27 protein-coding genes are annotated in these 24655 nt (G+C 66.5%); 14 read left to right on the top strand and 13 right to left on the bottom strand.

The window, feature by feature from the left end:
* Position 1 precedes the first annotated feature (1 nt).
* Complete coding sequence (gene polX / locus IEY28_RS01730) at positions 2-1738, top strand: DNA polymerase/3'-5' exonuclease PolX (protein WP_188993965.1); 1737 nt, start codon at positions 2-4, stop codon at positions 1736-1738.
* Positions 1731-2195 (top strand): Mut7-C RNAse domain-containing protein, encoded by a 465-nt coding sequence (locus tag IEY28_RS01725; RefSeq protein WP_188993963.1) that lies wholly within the window; start codon positions 1731-1733, stop codon positions 2193-2195. The genes polX and IEY28_RS01725 overlap by 8 nt, the downstream gene beginning before the upstream one ends.
* Here IEY28_RS01725 and IEY28_RS01720 read toward each other — a convergent pair.
* From IEY28_RS01720 to IEY28_RS01700, 5 genes are all read right to left on the bottom strand, one after another.
* Complete coding sequence (locus IEY28_RS01720; RefSeq protein ID WP_188993961.1) at positions 2190-3053, bottom strand: hypothetical protein; 864 nt, start codon at positions 3051-3053, stop codon at positions 2190-2192. The two genes, IEY28_RS01725 and IEY28_RS01720, sit on opposite strands and share 6 nt — an antisense overlap.
* A 67-nt stretch (positions 3054-3120) precedes the next feature.
* A complete protein-coding gene (locus IEY28_RS01715; RefSeq protein WP_188993959.1) occupies positions 3121-3984 on the bottom strand; it encodes a hypothetical protein in 864 nt (287 codons plus the stop codon).
* 38 nt (positions 3985-4022) lie between these two features.
* Positions 4023-5162 carry an ABC transporter permease gene (locus tag IEY28_RS01710; RefSeq protein WP_188993957.1) on the bottom strand — a complete coding sequence of 380 codons (1140 nt, stop codon included), beginning with the start codon at positions 5160-5162 and terminating at the stop codon, positions 4023-4025.
* Complete coding sequence (locus tag IEY28_RS01705; protein ID WP_188993956.1) at positions 5155-5856, bottom strand: ABC transporter ATP-binding protein; 702 nt, start codon at positions 5854-5856, stop codon at positions 5155-5157. The genes IEY28_RS01710 and IEY28_RS01705 overlap by 8 nt, the downstream gene beginning before the upstream one ends.
* Complete coding sequence (locus IEY28_RS01700; RefSeq protein ID WP_188993954.1) at positions 5853-7427, bottom strand: COG1361 family protein; 1575 nt, start codon at positions 7425-7427, stop codon at positions 5853-5855. The genes IEY28_RS01705 and IEY28_RS01700 overlap by 4 nt, the downstream gene beginning before the upstream one ends.
* 97 nt (positions 7428-7524) lie before the next feature.
* Between IEY28_RS01700 and IEY28_RS01695 the strand changes: the two genes are divergently transcribed.
* On the top strand, positions 7525-8004 hold the full coding sequence (locus IEY28_RS01695) for a DUF5797 family protein (RefSeq protein WP_166968944.1): 480 nt from the start codon (positions 7525-7527) through the stop codon (positions 8002-8004).
* Here the strand turns inward: IEY28_RS01695 and IEY28_RS01690 are convergent, their stop codons facing one another.
* Together IEY28_RS01690 and IEY28_RS01685 are read right to left on the bottom strand one after the other, a co-directional pair.
* Positions 8005-9042 (bottom strand): DUF5787 family protein, encoded by a 1038-nt coding sequence (locus IEY28_RS01690; protein WP_188993952.1) that lies wholly within the window; start codon positions 9040-9042, stop codon positions 8005-8007.
* Between the two features lie 93 nt (positions 9043-9135).
* Positions 9136-9555 carry a hypothetical protein gene (locus tag IEY28_RS01685; protein WP_188993950.1) on the bottom strand — a complete coding sequence of 140 codons (420 nt, stop codon included), beginning with the start codon at positions 9553-9555 and terminating at the stop codon, positions 9136-9138.
* 336 nt (positions 9556-9891) lie between these two features.
* Here IEY28_RS01685 and IEY28_RS01680 point away from each other — a divergent pair, with 336 nt between their 5' ends.
* Positions 9892-10257: a hypothetical protein gene (locus IEY28_RS01680; protein ID WP_188993948.1), complete on the top strand. Its 366-nt coding sequence runs from the start codon at positions 9892-9894 to the stop codon at positions 10255-10257.
* Positions 10258-10275: 18 nt separating this feature from the next.
* Here the strand turns inward: IEY28_RS01680 and IEY28_RS01675 are convergent, their stop codons facing one another.
* On the bottom strand, positions 10276-10716 hold the full coding sequence (locus tag IEY28_RS01675) for a bis(5'-nucleosyl)-tetraphosphatase (protein WP_188993946.1): 441 nt from the start codon (positions 10714-10716) through the stop codon (positions 10276-10278).
* Between the two features lie 212 nt (positions 10717-10928).
* Here IEY28_RS01675 and IEY28_RS01670 point away from each other — a divergent pair, with 212 nt between their 5' ends.
* Positions 10929-11261, top strand: coding sequence for an uS10/mL48 family ribosomal protein (locus IEY28_RS01670; RefSeq protein WP_188993943.1), 333 nt, complete (start codon positions 10929-10931; stop codon positions 11259-11261).
* 1 nt (position 11262) lies between these two features.
* Here the strand turns inward: IEY28_RS01670 and IEY28_RS01665 are convergent, their stop codons facing one another.
* The gene (locus tag IEY28_RS01665) at positions 11263-12516 is read right to left on the bottom strand and encodes an RNA-guided endonuclease InsQ/TnpB family protein (protein WP_188993941.1); all 1254 of its coding nucleotides are present in this window, start codon (positions 12514-12516) and stop codon (positions 11263-11265) included.
* A 153-nt stretch (positions 12517-12669) separates the two neighbouring features.
* On the opposite strand from IEY28_RS01665, the gene IEY28_RS01660 reads away from it, so the two are divergent.
* Positions 12670-13938 (top strand): amidohydrolase, encoded by a 1269-nt coding sequence (locus IEY28_RS01660; protein WP_188993939.1) that lies wholly within the window; start codon positions 12670-12672, stop codon positions 13936-13938.
* Between the two features lie 40 nt (positions 13939-13978).
* Here IEY28_RS01660 and IEY28_RS01655 read toward each other — a convergent pair whose 3' ends face one another.
* Positions 13979-15352: a geranylgeranyl reductase family protein gene (locus tag IEY28_RS01655; protein WP_188993937.1), complete on the bottom strand. Its 1374-nt coding sequence runs from the start codon at positions 15350-15352 to the stop codon at positions 13979-13981.
* 94 nt (positions 15353-15446) lie between these two features.
* Here IEY28_RS01655 and IEY28_RS01650 point away from each other — a divergent pair, with 94 nt between their 5' ends.
* Together IEY28_RS01650 and IEY28_RS01645 are read left to right on the top strand one after the other, a co-directional pair.
* Positions 15447-15770: a 2Fe-2S iron-sulfur cluster-binding protein gene (locus tag IEY28_RS01650; RefSeq protein ID WP_188993935.1), complete on the top strand. Its 324-nt coding sequence runs from the start codon at positions 15447-15449 to the stop codon at positions 15768-15770.
* A 184-nt stretch (positions 15771-15954) separates the two neighbouring features.
* Positions 15955-16557 carry a DUF7110 family protein gene (locus tag IEY28_RS01645; RefSeq protein ID WP_166968926.1) on the top strand — a complete coding sequence of 201 codons (603 nt, stop codon included), beginning with the start codon at positions 15955-15957 and terminating at the stop codon, positions 16555-16557.
* A gap of 14 nt (positions 16558-16571) precedes the next feature.
* On the opposite strand, the gene IEY28_RS01640 is transcribed toward IEY28_RS01645, so the two are convergent.
* Positions 16572-17180, bottom strand: a complete 609-nt coding sequence (locus IEY28_RS01640; protein ID WP_188993932.1) for a stage II sporulation protein M — start codon at positions 17178-17180, stop codon at positions 16572-16574.
* A gap of 134 nt (positions 17181-17314) precedes the next feature.
* Between IEY28_RS01640 and IEY28_RS01635 the strand changes: the two genes are divergently transcribed.
* The 3 genes from IEY28_RS01635 (at position 17315) to IEY28_RS01625 (ending at position 20174) form a co-directional block, all read left to right on the top strand.
* On the top strand, positions 17315-18292 hold the full coding sequence (locus IEY28_RS01635; RefSeq protein WP_166968922.1) for a phosphoadenosine phosphosulfate reductase family protein: 978 nt from the start codon (positions 17315-17317) through the stop codon (positions 18290-18292).
* Positions 18293-19020: 728 nt separating this feature from the next.
* A complete protein-coding gene (locus tag IEY28_RS01630; protein WP_188993930.1) occupies positions 19021-19584 on the top strand; it encodes a PH domain-containing protein in 564 nt (187 codons plus the stop codon).
* The gene (locus IEY28_RS01625; protein WP_188993928.1) at positions 19581-20174 is read left to right on the top strand and encodes a PH domain-containing protein; all 594 of its coding nucleotides are present in this window, start codon (positions 19581-19583) and stop codon (positions 20172-20174) included. The genes IEY28_RS01630 and IEY28_RS01625 overlap by 4 nt, the downstream gene beginning before the upstream one ends.
* Here IEY28_RS01625 and IEY28_RS01620 read toward each other — a convergent pair whose 3' ends face one another.
* Positions 20175-20381: a hypothetical protein gene (locus IEY28_RS01620; RefSeq protein ID WP_188993926.1), complete on the bottom strand. Its 207-nt coding sequence runs from the start codon at positions 20379-20381 to the stop codon at positions 20175-20177. It lies immediately after the preceding gene.
* Positions 20382-20499: 118 nt separating this feature from the next.
* Here IEY28_RS01620 and IEY28_RS20565 point away from each other — a divergent pair, with 118 nt between their 5' ends.
* Together IEY28_RS20565 and IEY28_RS01615 are read left to right on the top strand one after the other, a co-directional pair.
* Positions 20500-20667 carry a hypothetical protein gene (locus tag IEY28_RS20565; protein ID WP_229783063.1) on the top strand — a complete coding sequence of 56 codons (168 nt, stop codon included), beginning with the start codon at positions 20500-20502 and terminating at the stop codon, positions 20665-20667.
* Between the two features lie 50 nt (positions 20668-20717).
* Positions 20718-21908 carry an MFS transporter gene (locus IEY28_RS01615; RefSeq protein ID WP_229783062.1) on the top strand — a complete coding sequence of 397 codons (1191 nt, stop codon included), beginning with the start codon at positions 20718-20720 and terminating at the stop codon, positions 21906-21908.
* A 6-nt stretch (positions 21909-21914) separates the two neighbouring features.
* Here the strand turns inward: IEY28_RS01615 and IEY28_RS01610 are convergent, their stop codons facing one another.
* Positions 21915-23948 carry an AMP-binding protein gene (locus tag IEY28_RS01610; protein ID WP_188993922.1) on the bottom strand — a complete coding sequence of 678 codons (2034 nt, stop codon included), beginning with the start codon at positions 23946-23948 and terminating at the stop codon, positions 21915-21917.
* Between the two features lie 118 nt (positions 23949-24066).
* On the opposite strand from IEY28_RS01610, the gene IEY28_RS01605 reads away from it, so the two are divergent.
* Positions 24067-24654 carry a GNAT family N-acetyltransferase gene (locus IEY28_RS01605; protein WP_188993920.1) on the top strand — a complete coding sequence of 196 codons (588 nt, stop codon included), beginning with the start codon at positions 24067-24069 and terminating at the stop codon, positions 24652-24654.
* Position 24655 lies beyond the last annotated feature (1 nt).

Raw genomic sequence — 24655 nt, 5'->3', positions numbered from 1 at the left:
CATGAGTCGGAACGACGAAATCGCGACACGACTGGAGGAGTTCGCCGACCTGCTGGAGGCGACAGGCGTCGAGTACAAACCGCGTGCCTACCGGCGCGCCGCCGAGAACATCCGGGAGCACCCGGCGGCCATCGAGGACCTCACAGCGGAGGGAAAAGACGCCGTCGGCGAGATAGAGGGGGTCGGCGACGCCATCTCCTCGAAGGTCGTCGAGTACTTCGAGACGGGCGAAATCGAGGAGCTAGCGGAACTCCGCGCGGAACTCCCGGTCGACATGGCGGCGCTGACCGCCGTCGAGGGCGTCGGCCCGAAGACGGTCGGCACGCTATACGAGGAACTCGGGATCACGACGCTGGAGGAACTCGAAGCGGCCGCCGAGGCGGGCGAGATTCAGGACGTGAAGGGCTTTGGCGCGAAGACCGAGCAGAACATCCTCGACAACATCGACTTCGCGCGGACGGCCCACGAGCGGACCCTGCTGGGCGAGGCCCGACCCTACGGCGAGCGCGTCGAGTCGTTCATGCGCGACGTCGAGCACGTCGAGAAGTGTGCGCTCTGTGGGTCGCTTCGCCGCTGGAAGCCGACAATCGGTGACGTGGACGTACTGGTCGGGAGCGCGGCGGACGAGGCCGTCGTCGAGGCGTTCACCGACTGGCCCGACGTGGACCGCGTCATCGAGGCCGGCGAGACGAAAGCCAGCGTGATGGCCGGCGGGGTCCGGGTCGACCTGCGCGTGGTCGTCCCCGAGGAGTTCGGCGCAGCGCTCCAGTACTTCACGGGCAGCAAGGACCACAACGTCGCGGTCCGCAACCGCGCCATCGAACGGGACCTGAAGGTCAACGAGTACGGGGTCTTCGACGTCTCTGACGTGGAGGACGACGACCAACGTGCAGGGGAGCGCATCGCCGGCGAGACGGAGGAAGGCGTCTACGAGGCGCTGGACATGGACTGGATGCCGCCGGAGATGCGCGAGAACCGCGGGGAGGTCGAAGCCGCGGCGAACCGCGAACTGCCGGACTTGCTCGTCGAGGCCGACGTTCGCGGCGACCTGCACACCCACACGGAGTGGTCCGACGGCCGCAACACCGTCGCGGAGATGGTCGAGGGCGCCGCCGCGTTCGGTCACGACTACATCGCTATCTCGGACCACGCGACGGGGCCGGGGATGGTCGGCGGCGTCGGCGTCTCGGACGAGGAGTTGCGCGAGCAACTGGCCGAGGTGGAGGCCGTCGCAGCGGACGCCGACATCGACGTGTTCACCGGTGTCGAAGCCAACATCGCCGAGGACGGCAGTATCTCGGTTGCCGACGACCTGCTGGCCGAGCTAGACGTCGTAGTCGCCTCGCCACACGCGGCGTTAGACGGCGACGGCACCGACCGACTGGTCGCGGCCGCCGAACACCCGGAAGTGAACGTCATCGGGCACCCGACCGGGCGATACCTGAACCGACGCGCAGGGCTGGACGTCGACGTCGAGCGACTGGCTGAGGTGGCCGCCGACAACGGGACCGCACTGGAGATAAACGCCAGTCCTGCCCGTCTGGACCTCAGCGGGAGCGCCGTCAAGCAGGCCATCGAGGCCGGCGCGACCATCGTCATCGACACCGACGCCCACAGCCCCGGGAACTTCGAACAGATACGCTACGGCGTCCACACGGCCCGTCGCGGGTGGGCCGAGGCCGGAGACGTCCTGAACACGCGGGATTCAGCGGGCGTCCGGGAGTTCCTCGATGAGTGACGCCGACCGACGGGACCCGCTCTTGCTCGATGCGATGCTGGGCAAGCTGTCGTCCTATCTCCGGATGTGCGGGTACGACGCCGCCTACGCGCTGGACCGCGGGGCGGAGGCCGACGAGGACGTCCTCGCGCTCGCCCGGACCGAGGGCCGTCGGCTGGTCACGCGAGACGAAGGGCTGGCCCGGCAGATGGACGACGCGCTGTTGCTCACGCGACGCGACGTCGAGGACCAGCTCCGAGAGCTGTCGGGGGCCGGGTTCGACCTCGACCTCTCGGACGAACCGGTCCACTGTGGCACCTGCAACGCCCCGGTCGAACGCGTCGACCGAACCGAACCGACGCCGGACTACGCCCCGGACCCCGCCGAGGAGGGCGTCTGGCGGTGTCGGAACTGCGGGCAGCACTTCTGGCGAGGGAGTCACTGGGACGACGTCGCCGACACCCTCGCGGAGCTATAACCGTCGGAACTCGACGTCGTAGCGCAGCGACTCGCCGACGGTTTCGAGCAGGGCGGTCACGCGTTCGTAGTCGGCCGGCGACGGGTCCAGCCGTTCGGGCGGCGTCTCTCGAATCCGCTCGACTGCGGCCCAGACCACCCGCCCGAGCGACGACGATGCCGCCGACCGCGGCGTCTCCCACTCCAGATGGACGCACCCAGTCGCCGAGTCCGCCACGGCGGCCTCCAGTTTCCAGTACGGGAAGAACATCGTGTCGCGTTCGGGGTGCGTGCTTCTGAGGCCGGTGCCGGTGAGCAACGCTCGCGCCTCGTCGACGGCGGGGACTCGAATCGGCGGCGACGGCGCCAGCCCCGCGGCGGGAATGGCATCGAGGACCGCTTCGAGCGCCGTCCGGAACGACGCTGGCGGGTCCGCGACGGCCCGTGTGGTCTGTTGCCGTGGCACCGAGTAGTACCGCCAGTCGTCGCCGTCGACTGCGGCGAGTTCGGTGACGCCCGCCGTTCGCCACCCACTCTCTGTCGGTCGAGGACTGTCTTCGGGCCGCTTCGACAGGTCTCCGACGGAGAGGGCACGAGACAGCGTCTCGGCGTCGTCGGACGTGGCACGGAACGCGGTCAGGTCGGTGTCGAGGACGTCGGACCCGGTCTCCAGCGACCGCAGCGCCGCCAGCGTCTCCGGGACGTGTTCGTCAAGCACCGCCTCGTCGACGGCGACGTGGACGGTGTGGCCGCGGTCGAGACAGGTGGCCAATACGGCGTGTTCGGCACGGACCCACGCGGCCGCGGGCACGCAAGCGGCGGCACCGTTCCAGAGGATGGCGTGGCTCGCCGCTTCCGGTGAGGGCTCGGGGACCAGCACGACCGTCACTCGTGCGGCCACGCACATAATTCCGGATCAATTCGAGCGCAAGCCACGCGTCGGGGCGTCACCCGCGCACGCGGGCCGCGACACCCGCCTGTCGGCGGACCTCGAAGTCCTGACAGAGACGGTCGGCGACGAGTTCGTAGGCCGTCGCCGCCGCCTCCAGTACGGCGTCGTCGGGTGGGTGGAGGAATCGGGGCGGCGACTCCTTCCGACGGTCGAGGAGTCGGCCGACAACCCGACCGAGCGACGAGGACGCGCCGTCACGCCGCCTCGGCCACGTGAGGACGAGTTCGCAGGCCGCCGGGTCGACGACGACGCCCTGCAACGTGTCGTGGGGGTACCACTGGGTCTCTCCGTCGGCCCGGACGAGCCACAGTTCCTCGGCGGTGAGTTCGACGCGGATGTCGGCGACGGTCCACGTAGCCAGCGTCCCGTACGGGAACAACCCGGTACAGGGCACGTCGGCGATAGTCGACCGAATCGCGGCCTTCAGGTCGGGGCTGGGGTCGTCGAGGACCCGGACCGCCTCCTTGTTCGGAACCGAATAGTACCGCCACGCGTCGCCGTCGACGGCCGCGATGCGGTCGATACCCCGGACCCGCCAGAGCGAGGGACGCTCGCCGCGCCCGATACCGAGCGCGTTCAGCATCCGGGTCCGGTCGTCCGGCGTCGCCCTGACGACTGGACAACCCGTCTGGAACACCGGTTCGTCGACGGACGCCAGTCCGCCGAGGGCGTCCGCCACCGCGGGCGCGTGGACGCGGAGCAGGGCGAGGTCGAGCGCGAGTTCGACGTCGAGGCCCGCGTCGAGACAGGCTCCGAGCGTGGCGTTCTCCGCGCGGACCCACGCGTCGTCGGGCGCGACGTCGCGGTTGGTAACCAACTGATGTGAGGGGGTCGGTGACCGAGTGGCGGACGGCTGCACGGGCCGAAGTGGACAGCCGTTCGACAAAAGCGCCCCGGTCAGCCGCGGAGCGCCTCGACCGGCGGTTCCCACGCGGCGCGGTAGGCGGGGTAGAGGCCGCCGACGAGGGCGACGAGGACGCCGAAGGCGAATGCGCCGAGGGGGACGAGAGCGTTCCCGGGCAGGAGGACGGCCCACAGCGGCAGTTCCGTCTGCGTGGCCGTGACGACGACGGCCACGACGCCCAGTACCGCACCGACGGCCCCGCCGACGACGCCCAGCAGCGTCGCCTCGACGAGCAGGGTCCGCAACACCTGCTTGCGGTGGATGCCCACGGCCCGGAGGACGCCTATCTCGCCCCGGCGCTCGGAGACGGTCATCAGCATCACGTTGAAGATGCTGACGCCCGCGACGACGAGCGAAACGCCCGCGACGGCCAGCAGGAAGCCGTTCAGCAGGTCGAAGAACTCCGCGATGCGGTCCAGCACGCTCGTCAGCGAGAAGACGCTGACACGCTCCTGTCTGGCGTTCAAGCGCCGGTCCACCTCGTCGGCGACCGCGCGGGCGTCGGCGGCCGAGTCCGCCCGGACGACCACCTGCGAGTACCCCGACGTGGCGAACTCGTCCGGCGGGAGGACGACGGCCGAATCGGGCTGGAGCGGCGAGATGCTCTGGACCTCCGGCAGGACGCTGACGACGCGGTACTCGTTCCCTTCGACGGTGATGGTGCTGCCCGGCCGCAGCGAGAGGTCCTCGGCGACGTCGGCACCGACGATAGCGCCCTGCCGGTGGAACGCCGGGACGATACCGCTCCCGTTCCCGAACAGCGCCTGCGGGCTGTCGGTGCCGTACACCTGCGCGACGGTTCGACCGCCGCTCGCTCGCACCGTCCCGCCCGTCGTCTTCAGCGGGACGACGGTCCCCCGGCCGTCGGCGGCCCGCTGGACGGCCGCGAGGTCGCGGGCGTCCAGTGACTCCGCGTCGCTTCCCTCCGCCGGGCTGACGATGACCTGATCGCCGAGGCCCCCCAGTTCCTCAGTTGCGGCGACGCTCAGGGCGTTGCCAAGTAGCCCGAGCGTGACGACGGCGAACACGCCGATGACGATACCGAGCGCCGCCAACCCCGCTCGGAGCCGCTGTCGTGAGAGGTTCCGCGTCGCCAGCGACAGCGCCGGGAACCGACGCCCGTTCTCAGCCATCCTGAATCACCCCGTCGACGAGTTCGACGGTCCGGTCGGCGTAGTCGGTCACGAGGTCGTCGTGCGTGACGGCGACGACGCCAACGTCTTCCTCGTCGGTGATGCGGCGAATCTCCTCTAAGATGCTCGTTCCCGTCTCGCGGTCCAGGTTCCCCGTCGGTTCGTCGGCAAGCAACACGTCCGGTTCGTTGACGAGGGCCCGCGCGATGGCGACGCGCTGTTTCTGGCCGCCGGACAACTCGTCGGGCGTGTGGTCCAGTCGGTCGCCGAGGCCCACCCGTTCGAGTAAGTCCCGCGCCCGGTCGGTGGCGTCGCCGGGGAGGAACGCCGTCGGGAGCCTGACGTTCTCCAGCGCCGTCAGCGTCGGCAGGAGGTGAAAGTCCTGAAAGACGAAGCCCAGCGACTCCCGTCGGGCGTCGGTGCGCTGTTTCTCGGTCAACCCGACGGTGGGTTGCCCACGGAGTTCGACGCGGCCGCTCGTGGGTTCGTCCAGCAGGCCGAGGATGTTGAGCATCGTACTCTTGCCGCTGCCACTGGGCCCGATGACCGCCACCATCTCCCCGTACGCGACGGCGAAGTCGACGTGTGAGAGTGCGACCACCTCGCCGCCGGCGCCGCTGTCGTAGCGCTTGCTCACGTCGACGAGGCGGAGCGGCGGCGCGAGTTCGACCGGACTGGTCTGGACTGTCCTCATCGGTCACGGGCGCGGCGGGCGAACAGCGTCACGGCGACGGTGACGACCAGTCCGACAGTCACCGCCAGCGCGATACCGAGCGACTGCTGATCGCTGCCCCTGTTCGTGCCGTCCTCGGCCGGGAGCGGTACCTCGGTGGTGTCGCTGACTCGCTCGCCGTCGACGGTGTAGTCGACCCTGACGGTCACCGACGTGGCGTTCTCGGTGTCGGCCTGCGCGGTGAGTTCGAACGGCGCGAACTCGCTACTGGCGACACTGCCGACGAAGTAGTTGCGCTGTGGGTACGCCGGTTCGACGTACCGAGTGGGCTGGACGGCGACGACGGCGCTCGTGACCTCGCCGTCTCCGACGTTGGCGAGGTTGCCGTCGACGCGGACGCGGCCGTCGTCATCGACGGAGACGTCGAGGCCGGTGACGGCCGCCGCGCCGCGCTTTGCGGCGTAGTCGTAGCCGACGGCGCTCTCGGTCCGCCCGGTCGGCGCGTCGTAGTGGGCGACGAACCGCACCCCGTCGGTGGTGCGCACGCCCGTGAGGTCGACCGTCACCGTCGTCGACTCGCCCGGCGCGAGTTCGTCGGTGAGCGCGAACCTGCCGACCGAAGAGAGGACGGTACCGTCGGGCGTCTCGCCGGTGAGGACGACGTTCTCGACGGCCGCGTTCCCGAAGTTCGTCACGGTCACGTCGGCCCGCGACTCGCTCGTCGCGTCGTCGCCAGACTGTGGCTGGAGCGCCCCGCCACCGCCGCCACCGCCGAGGATGCCGGTCAGGCCACCGGGGACTTGCTGTGTGTCGTCCCCCTGTGCACGCTGTGCGCGGACCCCGACGTCGGTGGACAGCGGCGCGACGGCCACTGTCTTCGAGAACGTCGAGGAACTCTCGACGCCGTTGGGCGTGACGAACGTCGTCGTCACTTCGAGGGGACGCTCGCCCGGTTCGGGGGCCCTGACCGAGAGGTTCACCGTCTGTGATGCCCCGGCGGCCAACGTCGGGACCGTTCGGCGGGTCCGCTCGCCCGTCGCCGGGTCGGTCACCCGGAGTTCGATGCCGCGGAGCGGTGCCGTCGTCGGGTTCGAGACGACGGCGGTCACGGGCGTGTCGGCGCGGGCGACGAGGCCGTCGGTCCGGAGTTCGACCTGTGGCTGGCCGCGTTCGACGCCGACGGTCAGCGGCCGGGTCGCACGCACCGTGTCGCCGTCTTCGTCCGACCCGACGGCCACGAGTCGCAGGTCGTACGACCGGGGCCGGTTCACGGTGAACGTCACCGGGACGGTGAGCGTCTCGCCGGGCGAGAGGCGCCCGAGGGCCGTCGCGTTCCCGAGTGTCACGTCCTCGCCGATGTCCGGCGAGCGGACGACGCGAACGCTGTCCAGTGCGAGCGACGTGTTGCTACCGCCGGAGAGCCGAACGGTCGTCTCGGCAGTAATCGGTGCTCCAGCGGTCGGCGTCGCCGGCGTGACCGTCGTGTCGGTGAGGGTCAGGCGGGCGTCGGCGCCGGCGGCCGGCCCGACAGTCGCCAGTGGTCCGACGACGAGGACGACCAGTACGGCGACGAGGAAACGGGAACGCACCATCTACGGCCCTAAGGGGCCGAGTGTGCAAATATCCCTCGCCGGCCGTGGCCGCGCGACTCCAGAACGCTTGTAACCACCGTGGCGCTACACTCGGGCAATGACCCTCTCGGAGGCGGCCCGCGAGCGACTCGCCGACATCGTCGCCAACCAGCCGACGAAAAACGGCGAACTACAGGACCTGTGGGGCATGGACAGCGGCAGCGAGGTCCACCAGTACCTCGAATCCGAACTGAAAGAGTACTACTACCGTAACGAGGACAGCCTCATCTGTGCGACGCCGGAGGCGACGGAGTTGATAGACGGCGAAGGCTCCGACCGCGTCCAGACGATGCGGGTCACGCCGTTACAGCAGGCCATCGTCGACGTCATCGCCGGCCCCGACGAGGAGAGCCAGAGCGTCGTCTCGGTACTGCACGCGCTCCGCGAGGCCGGCGAGGACCCCGAGGTGGACGACGTTCGCTCGGCGCTCCGCGGACTCACAGACAAGGGCCTCGTCGAGACGGTCCAGAAGACGGTACCCACCTTCCGATTGGCTATCGACCGCGACGACGTCGACGTCGAGGTCACCGACGCGTAGCTACTCCTCCGGTAAGCCGGGCCGCGTCCGGCGACGACGGCGGTCCAACAATCGCTTGATACCCTTCCCGGGGCCGCCGTCGATGGGCCACCCCTTCGCTCGCCACGCGGGCGGTTCCGGTTCGTACTCGGGACACGAGCCACGGCACTCGCTCTGGGTCGGAACGCGGGCTTTCGCCGCACAGGACGGCACGAGACCCGTCTCGTCGGCCCGCAGTTCGAAGTGCCGACAGTCCGGCCGCATCGTCGACGCGTAGGCCCGCCAGCCCCGCTCGTAGGCTCGCTCGGCTATCGCTCCTCGCTTCTCTGCTTTCCACTGGGGGTCGGCGTACTCGAAACGGGCGGCGCTGGCGTCGTCGGTCGGCCGCTCGATGATTCTGGTGCCCGGTGCGTCCGTGTCGAGGGACCGTGGCTCCCACACCGTCTCTGCGGTCCCCGTCGTCGGGTCGACGGTCAGCACGCCGGCTGCGGCGGGGAGGTCCGCGAGCAGTATCGGTTCGACGCGCTCGCCCGTCTCGGCCGTCGCGACCCACACCTCGTCGGCCAGTCCCAGCGCCACGTCACGCTCTATCTGTCCCGCGAGGTCACGGGCCGCGCTCGCAGTCAGGTCCGGTTTGTTCTCGATGGCGACGACCCGGCGCACCCAGTCGGGGTACGCGTACCGGCGGCGAACCTCGATGCGGTTGCCCCGCTTGCGCGTCTCGATAGCGTCGCGGTCGGCGGCCGTGTGGATCGCGTCGCGGACGTACCGCCACGGATAGCCGGGGTCGGGTAGGGCGTCGCGGTAGAACGTCCACTCCGCTGGCGCGTGTTCGAGGACGTACAGGAGGTCCGAGTCGAAGGCGTCGGGGCCGAACGCCGCCCGCCTGCGGAGGCCATCGGGGTCGCATTCGAGGACCACCGTGTCCCAGCGGCGGTACTTCGTCCCGAGTTGGCGGGCGACGACGACGGCCGAGTCCGCTCGCCGTGGTGTCCACTCGCGTTCGGCCCACTGACAGACACACAGTTCGAAGGCGAACTCGGAGGCGACTTCAGGCACACCGCACGTTGGACGCGCGGGACTAAAAGATGCAGTCGAACGGGTGCAAGAACGGCGCGGCGCGTGCCACCGGACACACCCCAATCTGTCACCTCACTGGTTCAAGACGCCGCCGAGTGCCCCACCGATAGTGTACCCGATCGGCGACATGAAGATGAGGCCGATGAGGTTCGAGAGGGCACCGAGGCCCGCAAGCATCGCCATCCCGCCGGCAGCATCGCCGGTCCCGCTGCTCGCACCGAGGATGCCACCGAGGACGAACGACCCCGGAATGTAGATGACGTTGAACGCGACGGCGGCGATCATGCCGGTCACGAGTGCGAACTTGATCGCCGTTTTGGTGTCCTCGATGTTGGTGAATACCGCAACGACGGCGGCCCCGAGGAGAATCTCCTTGAACAGCGGGACGATGCGAACGAGGCCGATGATCGGTACGAACCCAACGACGAGCAAGACGACGAAAATTGCTACCGTCGATTTCTTGAATTCAGACTCGTCGAATCCAAATATCATAGTCCATTCGACGGTATTCCAACATGGTATATAAAACCACGGCCACGATAACCCATCGCAGGAAGGCGTAGTAGCTACCCGCCGAATACGGCGGTCTGTGTGGGCGGCCGGGCGTTGGTGACCCGTGCCCAAAACAGGCGCTCTTCGTTGGGGTTCTCTGTCGACCCGGTAGTGGTGGGCGGTGTTCGGTTCCCACTCCCACATTTTTATACTAAGCTGAAAAACGGCTAGTTGTTCTGCTATGAGCAGCCAAACTAACGACGCAGTGATCGATCACCGTACTTCTGCGGCACCGCACGAGTCCAACACGGTTGTGTGTCCGGACGGTGAGCAACGATGAGTCAGGGCGGTACGTTCGACCAGTACACGACGATACAGTGGGTCGCAGCCTTCATCGTCGGGATCTTGACGTTCCCCATCGGACTCCTGATTCCGATTTACTTCTACATCAAGACGAACAACGGCACCGCGAGTGAACAGGGCGCGTGGGAAGCGTGGGCCGTCATCCTCGTCGGTATCATCGGTATCGCCGCCGTCGAACTCGGCGGCGAGACAGGGGCGAAAATTGCGCTCTCGCTCCTGCTGGTGATTCCACTACTCATCATCATCGCGGCGGTCCTCGGAAGCTTCGTGCTGGGTGTGGGAAGCAGCACACAGGCGACACTCCTGCTCACGACCGCCCCGGTAGCGCTACCGGCTTAACGCGCCGCCGTCGACGTTTTACTCTTCGTTCTCTTCGTCCTCGAACTTCTCGTCGAGGAAGTCGTGTGCGTCTTCAAGTATCTCGCGTGGGCCGTCCTGCGTGACGGTGTTTACGGCCTGCTCGTAGTCGCGCCACTGCAGGTCCCGATGTTCGGTCGATAGCTCTGCCGATGCTTCGAACGACCGTGCGACGAACAGGTGGACCGTCTTGTGGATGGTGTTGCCGTTCGCCTCGAACACGTAGTCGTAATCTTTGCGGAAACCGTCCAAGAGCCGGAAATCGCCGATTCCGGCCTCCTCTTTCACTTCGCGTATGGCGGTCTGCTGGAGTTCCTCGTCGCCCTCGACGCCGCCCTTGGGGAATTCCCAATCACCGGGGCGGCTCTTGAGCAGGAGGTACTCCCGCCGGCCACGCGTATCGCGAAAGAGGATGGCTCCCGCGCTCGTGGCCTCTATCATTGCACGAATTTACATCGTCAGTACTTAAGAGAATATCGGAGGCGAGACCGCCACCGGCTGCGAAGCCGAAACGCCAGTTTTCAGCTCGGAGCGCCCGGGAGAAAACGGTTTAGCCGCCGCCCAGTAGTGTAATTTGGGCTACGCTTCCGCCGAAGACCCGGCGCGTGAAACGGAGGGCCTTTTACACCTCGCCGGTGAGAGTCAGGCCAGAGATGCCCTTCGTCACGACCCTAACGCTCACGAGTGGGGACCGCCACCGTCTCGACGACGTCGTGGCGGACATCAAGGAACGCGCCGAACGGAAAGGCGTCGAACTGAAGGGGCCACACCCGAAGTCACCGGACGAACTCCGGGTCCCACAGTCGAAGACGCTGGGGCCCGACGGCGGCCGCTTTGACCCGTGGAACCACACCGTCTACACCCGGACTATCGAGATCGTCGGGTACGAGACGTTCGCCCGGTCGGTGACCGAAGAGGTGTTTCCCGACGGGGTCCACGTCGACGTCGGCGTGGAGCAACGCACCCAACTCGGGAGCGGGTCTTGAGCTACCCACCGCTAAAGCGGTGGGATTCAGCGTGGACTCCCGTTCTGGCCTCAGCTGAGGCAGGAGAATAGCCTCCGTTCACGTTCAGCGTCCCGCTGTTCAAGCGCACGCCCAACAGTGCGCCTCCGTCGCCTCCAGTTTGGTTGCGACGGAGATACCGTAACCCGATGTTCTTCGCGGCGTTGTAGTCCGCGTGATTCTCGTATCCACACTTCAGACACTCGAATTCTTCACCGTCACGGTTGTCTGGATGGGTGAAGCCACAGTGCGAGCACCGCCGCGACGTGTTCTCGGGGTCAACCTGCTCCACGGTGATGCCGTGTTCTTCGGCTTTGTACTCGACGTACTCGTAGAGACGGTTGAATGCCCACTTGTGCCCCCACGACGCGCCAGTGCGCTCGCGGATGTCAGTCAAGTCCTCGAACGCGATGACCGAACACCCCTTCTCGCGGGCCTCCGCGACGAGTTCGTTGCTGATGCGGTGGAGCGTCAACTTGAATCGACCCTCTTCTTTTCGACCGACGGACTGGATGTTTTGGTGCGCCCACCGCGTCCCACAGTGTTGAAGCGACCCACGGCGTTTTTCGTACCCTCGTCGCCAGTGGTTGAACTCGTTGCCTGTCCAGAACGTGCCTGTACTGGTGACAGCGAGGTTGTTCACGCCGAGGTCGACCCCGAGAACCGTTCCGTTCTCGGTGGCTGCCTGTGCCGACGTTTCAGGCTCCACTTCCATCTTGCAGTGGATGTGAAGCATCCAATCACCGTCACGATAGTGCAGTTCCGCACCCGTAGTTTCGTACTGGTCGGAGAATAGATATTCGGAGTGCGGTGTGTCACTGTCCTCGTCAGGGAGGATGTAGTCGGCTTCGATACGACCGTCAGTGGTGGCGAGGGATACGTAATCTTCGTGGAACGTCGCTGTGCGTTTGTCGTAGACGACGTGTGGGCTAGTGAATGTGGGTTTCGAGGCTTTCTTCCCGTTCTTCCAGCGGGCGACGACGCTTTTGCAGGCTTCAGCGGCTTTGTTCCGGGCGGCTTGGACGAGTCCACCGTTGAAGTCGTCCGTGGCGTCTCGCACGTCGTCGTAGGTTTCGTCGTCCAGCGTGGTTTTGCTGGTGGTGACGTATTCGCCGTTGAAAGCGTGGTCTACGACGTATTGTGCCGACCAGAGGAACGTGTCTACGGTGTCTTCGAGGAGTGCGGCGTCGTCGCTGTCCACGTCGAGCGCAACGGGGACGGTGCGCCGCACTTCCATATTTCATATGTAGACTTGTGGATACTTATTGGTTGAGAGTCAGCCTGCTATCGTTTGTGGGTTGTTGCACGGAGCTTACGGATTCATCCCACGGCTAAAGTCGCGGGTTTTCTCCTGTATGCCTTATAAGTCCCTCCGGGGCCTTTGGTCCCCATGGACGACCGTAGATTCGACCGTCTGGTCACGCTGCGGCGTGACCTCCACCGACGCCCCGAACCCGCGTGGCGTGAGTTCTACACAACCAGTCGCATCGTCGACGAACTCGAACGCATCGGCGTCGACGATCTGCGCCTCGGACCGGAGATCCTCGACGCCGACGCCCGGATGGCGGTTCCCGACGAGGACGAAATCGCCGAGTGGCACGAACGCGCCCGCGAGGCGGGCGCCCGCGAGGACGTCCTCGAACGGACGGCGGGCGGGTTCACCGGCGCGCTGGCGACGCTCGAACGCGGCGACGGGCCGACCGTTGCCTTGCGCGTCGACATCGACGGCCTCCCCATCACCGAGTCCGACGCGACCACTCACGTCCCGGCAGACGGTGGCTTCCGCTCGGGTAACGAGGGGTACATGCACGCCTGCGGGCACGACGCCCACGCCGCCTTCGGCGTCGGCGTCCTCGAAGCCGTCGCCGAGAGCGAGTTCGAGGGGACGTTCCACGTCCTCTTCCAACCGGCGGAGGAAGTCATCGGCGGCGGGAGAGCCGTCGCCGAGAGCGGGGTACTGGACGACGTGGACCGACTGTTGGCCGTCCACGTCGGCCTCGACCACCCGACCGGCGAAGTCGTCGCGGGCGTCTCGGGGTTCCTCGCCGTCCGGCAGTTCGAGGTGACGTTTACCGGGGAGTCCGCTCACGCGGGCGCGAGTCCGGGGTCGGGCCGAGATGCGGTGCAGGCCCTCGCGACGGCGGTCCAGAACATGCACGCTATCCGTCGGCACAGCGACGGCGCGACGCGAGTCAACACCGGTGTCGTCGAGGGCGGCACCGCGACGAACATCGTCCCCGAGAGCGCTCGCATCGAGGGCGAAGTCAGGGGTGAGACCACGCACCTGAAAGAGTACATGAGTGACAGGGCCGACACCGTCGTCGAAAACGCCGCCGCGATGCACGACTGCGAGTCGCGTATCACGACCACTGCGGAGGCGCCCAGCGCCGAGAGCGACGACGAACTGGCCGACGTCGTGGCCGACGTGGCCGCCGGCGTCGCGGGTGTCGACTCGATTCTCCAGCGTGACGACCTCGGCGGGAGCGAGGACGCCACGTACCTCATGAACCGCGTGCAGGAGCGCGGGGGTCTCGCCAGTTACGTCGGCATCGGCACCGACCACCCCGGCGGCCACCACACGCCGACCTTCGACGTGGACGAGCGGTCACTGGCCATCGGTGTGGAGGTCCTCGCGGGTGCTGTCGGCCACTGTTGGTGACCTGCTCTGTGCGTCGGAAAGCGAGGCGAAGAGAACGGACTCAGTACTTCGGCTCTGCGCCGGTGGTCTCGTAGATGTCGTCCATGATGGCGTCGCGTTCGCGTTTCCACGCCGCGAACCCGCTGGGGTCGTCGGGGTAGTCCTCGTAGTGAGACAGCAGGCGGTCTGCGAGGCTCTTCGTCCGGTAGAGGTCGTAGATCAGCCCCCAGTGGCCGAAGCTCTCGATAGCCGTCTTCAGTTTCAGGCCGAGGCCGACGTTCGTCGACCCGGAGTACAGCGCCTCGGCGAGGTTGGTCGCGGGCAGGGACGCCAGTAGCCCCATCAGATCGTCGACCTCCTGTGCCGTCACGAAGATGTTGTACACGTCGAGTGCGGCGTACCGCGCTCCGAAGTGGTCCATCACGTTGACGTTGTACTCCCAGAGAACCGACTCGTCGTCGGTGCGGTCGTCCTCGATAGCCTCGATGGCCTGCTCTGCGGCGTACTGCCCGGCGTAGGCCGCCCCGGCGATGCCGCCGCCGGTCGTGGGATTGACGTGCGCGGCGGCGTCGCCGACGGCCATGTAGCCCGGTGCGACCGCCGAGTCGTAGGGCCTGCGGGTCGGGAGCGCGGCCCCGAGTTTGTCCTTGACTTTCGCGCCCTCGAACTCCGCTCGGTTCTCGAGGTCGGCCTTCAGGTCGTCGACGAGTTCCATCGGTTCCTCGTTCATCTGGAAGCCGAGACCGACGTTTATCTCGGTGTCCGTACGCGGGAAGTACCAGAGGTAACCCGCCGCACGGTCGGTCGGTTTGAACACCAGTGCGTCGTCCCACACGACCGGGTCCTCGACTTCGACCACCTCGCGATAGGCCGAGCAGAACTGCGAGTAGCGGACGTTCGTATCGAACGTGGCGTCCTCGAAGTCCGCCTTGTCCTGTAGGAGCGAAAGCGCCCCCGCTCCGTCGATGACGATGTCAGCCTCGTAGGTGACCGGGTCGCCCTTCCGGATGGCTTCGAAACCGGTGACCTCGCCGGTGTCGTCCTGCAGGACGTCCTGGACGACGGTGTCGTAGTGGAACTCGGCGCCCGCCTCGTTGGCCCCCCCGATGAGACAGCGACCGTACTCCCAGCGGTCGATGACGGCTAGCTCGCCGGGGACCGGAATCTCCAGCACCGTGTCCTCCTGTGGAATCTCGAACCGGCCGTGGTCGACGCCCGTGTTCGTGAAGGCGGATTCGAGTTGGGACTTCGGGATGGCCTCGGGGAAGTCACTCGCTCCTTTCAGCGCGTCCCCGCAGGCGATGTGGCCCGCTTCCTCGGCGTCCTTCCGTTCGACGACGACGACGTCGTAGCCCGCGTCAGCGACTGTCGCGGCGGCATAACAGCCCGACGTCCCCGCCCCGACGACGGCTACGTCGTACTGATGAGTGGTCATGCACCCTCGTCCTAACCGGAGAGAGAAAATCGTTCCGACTGTCGCCGTGGTGGTGGGGATAAAGAGTTTTGGCGGACGCCCGAAAAGCCGGAGTATGACCGAGTACACCGTGGAGTTCGTGGGGACGGGCGAGGAGATTACCGTCTCCGAGAAGGAGACCATCCTCTCACGCTGTATCGAGGAGGGGATCGCACAGGAGTACTCCTGTCGCGTCGGGATGTGTCTCGCGTGTTCTGCCAAAATCGTCGAGGGCGAGGTGACACAACCGGCCGCGCGTGGCCTCACTGAGCAGGAACGGGGGAACTACGCCCTGACCTGCATGGCACGACCGGCCTCCGACCTCCGACTGGACCGGGGAAAGTATCCGCCCAGCATCGAGGCCGACGCGACCGGCGACACCGCAGCGGCCGACGACTGAGTGCTGGCCGTTCGTCGCCCCGACCGTTCTAATGTGCTACCAAGGCCCACGAGCGGCATTCACACGCACACATACGTCTGCCACACCCAGAATGAAGGGCAGGTCATATAAGCACGTGGGTCCTACATACAGGTGACACCAGCGTCAGCGGACGGCCGTCGACGATTGACACACGCTCCCAACCATGACCAGCCGCGTATACAGACTTCATTCGACGCTCGAACTGCCACTGGAAGACGCCTACGACTTCTTCGAGGATCCCAATCTTCCACCTGAAATCGCTGACGTAGAGATCACCCGTCGGAACAACACGCTCATCGTGAGTGCCGTCGCGAAAGACGACACCATGAGCAAGTACACACCGACGGCCCAGCTCAAAGCCAGCGTGACAGAGAACCGGGTCTACGAGGAGGACCCGGACGAGATGGGGCCGCCCGGCGCCGCCAGCACCGGTTCGACCGGTGGCGGCCCACAGTGGGGCACACTCGAAGAGGAAGAAGAAGAGATAGAGTCGGAACTCGTCGAGTACGCCTGTTTCAAGGGCGACCGCGAGACGGTCCTGCAGAACACTGCGCTCCAGTACGCGATGTTCGAAGTCCTCTGTGAGGTCGCGAAAGTCGCCGAAAAGGGGACGTTGACCGCCATCGCCGCGGTAGACGAGGAACTAGAAGCCATCCGCATCGTCGACGGCGAAGAGCATCCCGCTTCCATCAACGTCGTGGAAGACCCGACCGACGAGGACGAGGAAGACGGGGTCAACTGGCGCGACAACGAGTTCATCAGCTAATTCTCCGGCCGTTCTCAGACGCTCACGAGGTCCCGACCAGCCACTTGCTCGGCGATTTCGAGCGTTATCGTCGCCTCGACGTACGCAGCGACCAGAATCATGACCACCGCGACGGCGACCAGCCACCCGGCTTCGCGCACGTCTCGTTCCGTCACCAGTTCGTCTTCGAGGCCCCGGAAATACCGGACAGTGAGCCGAGCGAACCGGAGACTGACGGCCGCGACGATGAGGAGCGCCGGTATCTCGATGACGCCGTGCGGGAGGATGAGTGCGGCGACGACGATGGGTTCGACCTGCTGGAGGGCGATGCCGACGACAGCGCCGATGATGAGACCGTTCAGAACCAGACCGACCACGGTAACGCTGCCAAGCGACACCGCACCGAGCAGCATGATAAACATCGCGAGTAGGTTGTTGAGAGCGATGGAGTAGGTGGTCAGTTCGTCGGGGAAAAACGGGTTCGACCCGCCCTCTGGCGCGGTCGGCAGCGACTCTATCGGCACCGCACTGCCGAGGAGGAACCCGACAGCGGTACTCACGCCGAGCAACAGGGCGGCGACGGGGACGTAGAGTGCGAGCCACCGCCGGCAGACGGCCCACATCCTCGTGTAGCGAGACGACATTCGTGAGTGAATGCACGCGCGGAAGCGTGAAAAAAGGTGGAGGCGTCTCGGGAGCGAGGAGTCATGGTAACCGTCCACGTCCTGCACGACTATCCAAAAAGTACTTACAACGCCTAATTATATCTCATTACACGATGTCCGAGACAGCCGAGTTCCCCGACTACCTCGACGTCGATTACACCGACGGCGAGGGTGAATCGCCCGAGGAGTACCCGACGATCAACCACAAGATCGAGAAGGCAATCGAGGTCACGAAGACCGGCCTCGAAGAGTACGAGAACCCGGTCGTCATGTGGACCGGCGGGAAGGACTCGACGCTCACGCTGTACTTCGTCAAGGAAGTCGCCGAGCGATTCGACCTCGAAGTCCCGCCCGTCGTCTTCATCGACCACTACCAGCACTTCGACGAACTCATCGAGTTCGTCGAGTACTGGGCCGACGAGTGGGATCTCGACGTCATCTGGGCACGTAACGAGGACGTCGGCGAGTACGTCGACGAGAACGGCCTCGAACCGGGCGACGACATCCCTGTCGACGCGCTCTCGGACCACAACCAGCACCACATCCGCAACATCCTCGAGTACGAGGAGGACACGTTCCCGTTCCTGCTCGACACCTACGTCGGCAACCACCTGCTGAAGACGGTCGCGCTCAACGACACCATCGAGGAGCACGACGTCGACGGCATCCTCTCGGGTATCCGCTGGGACGAACAGGAGTCCCGTGCCGACGAGACGTTCTTCTCGCCGCGACACGACCCCGACATCTACCCGCCCCACGACCGTATCCAGTCCATCCTCCAGTTCGCCGAGGCCGACGTCTGGGAGGCCTTCTGGAACTTCGTCGTGCCGGACACCGTCGAGGGCTACCCCGAAGAGGGCTACGTCCCGCAGGGGCAGGACGACCTGCCCGAGGGCATCGAGAAAGAGGACGTCCCGGTGTCGCCGAAGTACTTCGCCGGGTTCCGCTCGCTCGGTAGCGAGGTCTCGACGGATAAGTCCGCCGAGGAGCCCGCCTGGCTGCAGGACATGGAGAACACGACCGAACGCGCCGGCCGCGCCCAGGACAAAGAGGACCTGATGGAGCGCCTGCGCGACCTCGGCTACATGTAAGGTCGGCCACTCGAATACACCCTGGTCACCCGTCTCTCACCTTTTCAGCGCACCGGACTCCGCCAGCGACTGCGGTAGCCAGCGCGCGGGGGACACGCTTCGTTTCAATTACACTTCGACGACAGTCGATGTGCGTCGCCGTCGTCGGTAACACCACGTCGACGGCGGTCGCCACCACCGACACGCGCCGATGACTGCGCTTGGTGTCCCGCGGCGAGCGACGAGACTGCGACGACGGGGCCGGTGTCAGACGGGCGGCGTGCCGGTCGTCACCCCGCCGGGACGCGACTTTCGTCCTCGGTGGCGCGACGTGCGGCGTGTCTCACGGGTAACGACAATCGTCGTATAAAGATTTAGATGCTGTCGAATTGTAGTGGTCGGTGATGGCCGCAAGTCAGTACAAATGCCCGCAGTGTGGCGAGGAGATGAGCTACGTAACGACGAAACACACGGGCTGTGACAACTGCGGGTTCGTCCCGCCACACAGTGCCGAGTGATACTGGTGGCTGTAACAAACTGCAGTAATTCGCCACCCCGGGGTGGCGAATATCTTTACGAACTTACAGCCACCAGTATGAGGACCCGTCCCAGCAGAAGGCCCATTCGACAGCGACGGAACCCGGTTCGACAGTAGCCGCGGGCTATCGTCGGGAGGCGAGCGTCGTCGCCTGCTTCGGACCCCGAGACTATCGGATAGACTTTTCAGGCAGGTGCGTGGACCCGGACGCATGAGTGTCGACTACGATTGGCTTACGCTGGACGACGACGAAGAGGTCGTCTGGTCGGGCCAGCCCTCCAGCGAATCGCTCTACGGCGCGTACCTCTTCGGTGTCCCGATGATACTCCTCTTTGGTCTGGGGATCGTAGTCATCGCTTCGGCGTACCTGCGCCAGCAGAACACCGACTACCTCATCACGACGAACGGCGTCTACAAGAAGACGGGCATCTTCAGCCGTGCCGTCACGGAGATCGAGTTCGAGAAGGTACAAAACACCTCCTTCTCCGTGGGCGCTATCGGCCGGTACTTCGGTTACGGCGACGTGATGATAAGCACCGCCGGCGGGTCCGGTGTCGAGATGACGCTGCGGGGCGTCGAGGACCCACAAGCGGTGCAGAAACAGCTCTCTCGCCGAGTCAAGCGGGCCCAAGGCGAGACGGCGGACGCGGCCGACGGCGAGTCGAAGGCCGACGTACTCGACGAGATTCTGGTCGAGTTGCGCGCGATACGCCAGTCGCTCGACGCCGGGACGGGCCGGGGCGGAGACGCCAGCGCGGACGACCGGCACCCATGAACGCCGTCGACTGGGTGTCGCTGGCGGACGGAGAGACCGTAGTCTGGCAGGGTCAGCCACGGCGCCGCGTCGTCCTGCAGGGGGTCGCGATGGGACTTCTCAGCGCCGTCGTCGTCGCCGCCGTCGTCTGGGCGGCGCTCTCGGCTGTCGGCGTCTCCCTCGCAGTCTCGCTCGCCGTGACGGTGCCGCTGGCGGTGGTCGCGCTCGCCGTCCCGACGGCTGCCGTCTGGCTCTGGCGGCGGACCACCCACTATCTGCTGACCGAGCGAGCGCTGTACCACCGCACTGGCGTCCTCTCCGTGACGGTGACGGAACTGTCGCTCCGGAAAGTCCAGAACACGGCCTACGAACAGGGCGTCCTCGGCACCGTCTTTGGCCACGGCACCGTCACCGTGGACACGGCCGGGAGCGAGGGCGCCGAACTCACGCTTCGCGCAATGAACGACCCCGGGTCGGTCCAGCAACGCATCGCCGAGCAGGCTTCGCGTGTTCGCGGCGACGACGCCGACGACGTGCCCGGGTCGATCGAGCAGTGGCAGGCCGTCCGCTCCGAGGTGCGTGCGATTCGGACGGCGCTCGGCGAGCGGTAGCTACGCCTCGTCCGTCGGCCGGTACTGGTCTCCGTCTCGCTCCAGTCGCCCCTCGGCGACGGCACGCTTCAGTGCCCGGTCGACCTCCCGTTTGTCGATGGCGGTCGCCCCCATGAGCGAGTCGACCTGAGCTCGCGAACACCAGTCGTCGTCTCCGGTCACGTCCCGTATCGTCCGGACGACCCGCGTCGTGATATCGGTCGGCATCGGCTGAGAGGGCGGGCCAGACACACTTGAACCTGCGGCCGGGCGACCCGACCGAGCGGGTACAGTTGCACGGGGCACCCGTGGCGTATGGACCGCAGTCACAGCACCGTGCTCTCGGGTGGCGTGCGAGCCACGTTCCTCACTGGCCCAAGGGGTCCTCGGCCGGTTTTCGGCGCTCTCGGCGGCCTCAAGCGGCGCGCTCGGGATGGGGTCGACCATCGTGACGCCGCTGGTCGCCGGAGTGTCGGGTGTGGCGGTTCGCGGTCTCCTGCCGCCGAGCGAGTGAGGAGTCGCTTGTTCGACACGTATTTTCGTCCGTCAGTCCTACCGGCCGGTGTGAGCGTACACCGAGAGCGGGTGGCCCTCGCCGGGGTGGTCTTCGCCGTCCTGCTCGCACAGGTGTTGTTGTATCCCGGCGTCGACACCCTCGTGCGAGCGCTGGGGGCCACGACGGACCTCGATGCCAGCATGTGGTTCTTGGCTGCCGAGTTCGCCGCCTTCGTCGCCTTCGCCGGCGTCTGGGGCGTGGTGAGCGACGCCACCGGGCGGCGGGTACCGTTCATCGTGGTCGGTGCCCTGGGCGGCGCAGTGTTCTACGTCGCGCTGGCGTGGCTCCCGACGCAGATTCACATATCCTTCGAAGGCATCATCGTACTACGGGCGCTGCAGGGCGCGATGACCATCGCCGCGTTCTCGCTGGCGATGACGATGCTGATGGACCTCGCAGGCGGACACGGCAAGAACATGGGTGCGGCGGGCATCGCCATCGGCACCGGGACGGCCCTCGGCGCGCCGCTGGGCGGGCAACTGTACGGCCTCTCGCCCACGCTCCCGCTGTACGTCGCGGGCGGTCTGCTGTTCGCCGTCGCCGGCCTCGCCGCGACGGTGACCGACCGCGCGCCCTCGAACACCGACGGCCGACTCGCCGCCGTGACTGCCCGCCTCCGCGAGACGCCGGCACTGGGAATCCCCTACGCCTTCGGCTTCATCGACCGCCTTACCGCCGGCTTCTTCGCCCTCGTCGGGACGCTGTACTTCCGGGAGGTGTTCGCGCTGACCCCCGGCGAGACGGGGCTGATGCTCGCACTCTTCTTCGCGCCGTTCGCGCTGCTCCAGTATCCTTTCGGTGTCCTCTCGGACAGCATCGGGCGGACCGTCCCCATCGTCGCCGGGTCGTCGCTCTATGGCCTCGCCGTCGTCGCCGTCGGCCTCGCTCCCAGCGTCCTGACGGCCGGCATCGGCATGGTGGTCGTCGGCGTCATCGGGGCGCTGATGGCGCCGGCGACGATGGCGCTCGTGACGGACCTCGCCGGCGAGAGCGGCCGCGGGACGGCGATGGCCGGGTTCAACGCCTTCGGGAGCGTCGGCTTCCTCGCCGGCATCCTCGTCGGCGGGTTCGTCGCCGGCGAGTTCGGCTATCTCGCCGCCTTCCTCGTCGCCGGCGGCGCGGAACTGGGCCTCGCGATAGTGTCGGTGCCACGACTGCTCGCGCTCGACGTGCCGACGGCGGACCGACCGGCCGACTGAGACGAGTCAGCGGGCGTCGGCGACGGCGTCCAGCGCCTCCGGGTTCTCGATGCTGGACATGTCCCCCAACTCCTCGTCCCGATAGACGGCGCCGATAGCTCGCCTGAGTATCTTCCCGCTCTGGGTCTTCGGGAAGGCGTCGACGAACAGCACCTCCCGCGGGCGGAACGGCTTGCCGAGTTCGTCGCCCACCGTCGACTGGATGGCTTCGCGGAGCGAGTCGGTGGGGTCGTGGCCCGGTTCGAGGACGACGTAGAGGACGACGGCCGTCCCGGTGGTGTCGTCGGGCGCGCCGACGGCGGCGGCCTGATTCACCGCCGGATGTTCCATCGCCGCCCCTTCGACTTCCGCTGGACCGACCTTCCGGCCCGCGACGTTCAGCGCGTCGTCGGCCCGGCCGTGGAGGAACCAGAGGCCGTCCTCGTCTTTCTGGGCCCAGTCGCCGTGGTCCCAGCGGTCGTCCCACGTCGACCAGTACTCCTCGAGATACCGCTCGTCGCCGCTCCAGAGCGACTTCGTCATCGAGGGACAGGAGTCTCTGGCGACGAGGAACCCGCGTTCGTGCGTGTCGGCGATAGACTCACCGCTCTCGTCGACGATGTCGACGTCCATCCCCAGCCCCGGCCCGCCCAGCGTACAGGGCTTGAGTGGCTGGATGGGCATCGGCATCAGGAAACAGCCCATTATCTCGGTGCCGCCGGAGATGTTGATGATGGGGCACTCGCCGCCGCCCACCTCGTCGTAGAACCACTGCCAGCTTTCGGGGTCCCACGGTTCGCCCGTCGACCCCAGCAGTCGAAGCGAGGAGAGGTCGTGGCCCGCCAGCCACTCGTCACCCTGCTTGCGGAGCGCGCGAATCGCCGTCGGCGAGACGCCGAAGACGGTGAGGTCGTGGCGGTCTATCATCGCCCAGAACCGGTCGGGGTCGGGATGGTCCGGCGCGCCCTCGTACATGAAGACGGTACCGCCCAGCGCGTGGTTGCCAAGCAGCGTCCACGGCCCCATCATCCACCCGATGTCGCTGACCCAGAAGAAGCGGTCGCCGGGCTTGTGGTCGAAGCCGAAGTAGATCTCCTTCGCCGCCTGCAGGAGCGCTCCCGCGTGCGTGTGGACGATGCCCTTCGGTTCGCCCGTCGTCCCCGAGGAGTACAGCAACATCGACGCCGCGTCGCTCGGGAGCGACTTCGTCTCGTAGCCGTCGGCCGCCGTCTCGATAGCCTCGTCCCACCACTCGTCGCGCCGGGTCCACGTCATCCGGTCGACGGGGTCGTCTGCGGTGCCGATGCGGTCGTAGACGACGACGTGTTCGACGGGCGAGTCGCCGCTCTCGGTCAGGTCCGCGGCTTCACTGATGGCCTCGTCGGCCGTGTCTTTGAGGAGTACTTTCGACCCGCGGCGGTAGAAGCCGTCGCCGGTGAACAGCACCGAACACTCCGCGTCGGCGATGCGCGTCGCCGTCGCGTCGACGCCGAACCCCGAAAAGATGGGGACCGCGATGGCGCCGACCTTCAGACACCCGTAGAGGATGCTCGCCACCTCGGGAACCATCGGCATGTAGAGACCGACGGTGTCGCCCGTCTCGACGCCCACCGAGTCGAGGTAGTTCGCCACGCGGTTGCTCTGCTGGTGGAGGTCGTGGTACGTGATCTGGCGGACGTCGCCCGGTTCCCCCTCCCAGATGAGCGCGACGTGATTCCGAGCGCCGTTGTCGCGGGCGGCGTGCCGGTCGACGACGTTGTGGGCGGCGTTCAGTTCGCCGCCGGGGTACCAGTCGGTGAACTGCGGCCCGTCGGAATCGTCGCGTACCGCGTCGTAGTCCTCGAAGAACTCGATGCCCAGATAGTCGACCAGTTCGTCCCAGAACCAGTCGACGCCGGATTCGTCGACGCCCTCGACGTCCGTGGACGTCCGCTCTATGAGTGCGTCGTAGTCGTCGATATCGTACGTCTGCATGAACTGCCAGACGTTGGTGGATTCGACGAACTCGCGTGACGGCTCGTGGACGACGCGGTCCAGTTCTTCGAGTGACTCCGGAGCCATAGCGTGTGATTCGGTGACAACGCACTAAGTAGTTGCGTGGCGGTGTCCCGGACGGACACGGCCTCCCGGAACGCAGACGCTGCAAACCCTTTTTACCGCGGACGGCGAACCGCTACGTATGTACGTCCGGGACGCGAAAAACCGCGAAGAAGTCTGGTTGCTGGACCGCATCGAAGAGATGGGGCTGGACGACACAGCCTTCCGCTCCCGCGACTACGTGCTCGCTATCGACGAGCACGACCACCAGAAGGCCGGGTTCGGCCGCATCCGCATCCACAAGCCCGAGGACGGAGACCCCGTCTGTGAGTTGACGAGCATCGGCGTCCTGCCGGAATGGCGCAATCAGGGCGTCGGTGCACACATCATCGAGCGACTGGTCGAGTACGCCAGCGACGAGGGGTTCGACGTGGTGTACTCGCTGACGAGCGCCGACAGCTACCTCGCCCAGTTCGGTTTCGAACGCATCGAACCCGAGCAGTTGCCCGACCGCTTACGGGAGCGACTGGAGACGAAACGGGAGAACATCCAGCCGGATGCCGTGCCGCTGCGCCTCCAGAGAGAGCGGTTCCGGATGCCCGAGCGGTTGCGTGAGCAGTTCAAGAACGCCTCGGTCCACGAACCGGTCGAGTCCGAACCGGAGGACTCCGCCGAGGACTTCGGTATCGACCCCGACGAGGCGACGTACAAGTACGATACGGGGCGCTGAG

It is taken from the genome of Haloarcula pellucida (assembly GCF_014647235.1).
Classification (GTDB): Archaea; Halobacteriota; Halobacteria; order Halobacteriales; family Haloarculaceae; genus Haloarcula; species Haloarcula pellucida.
Note: the sequence above shows the minus strand (reverse complement) of the source record. Positions and strands in the feature narration are given on the sequence as shown.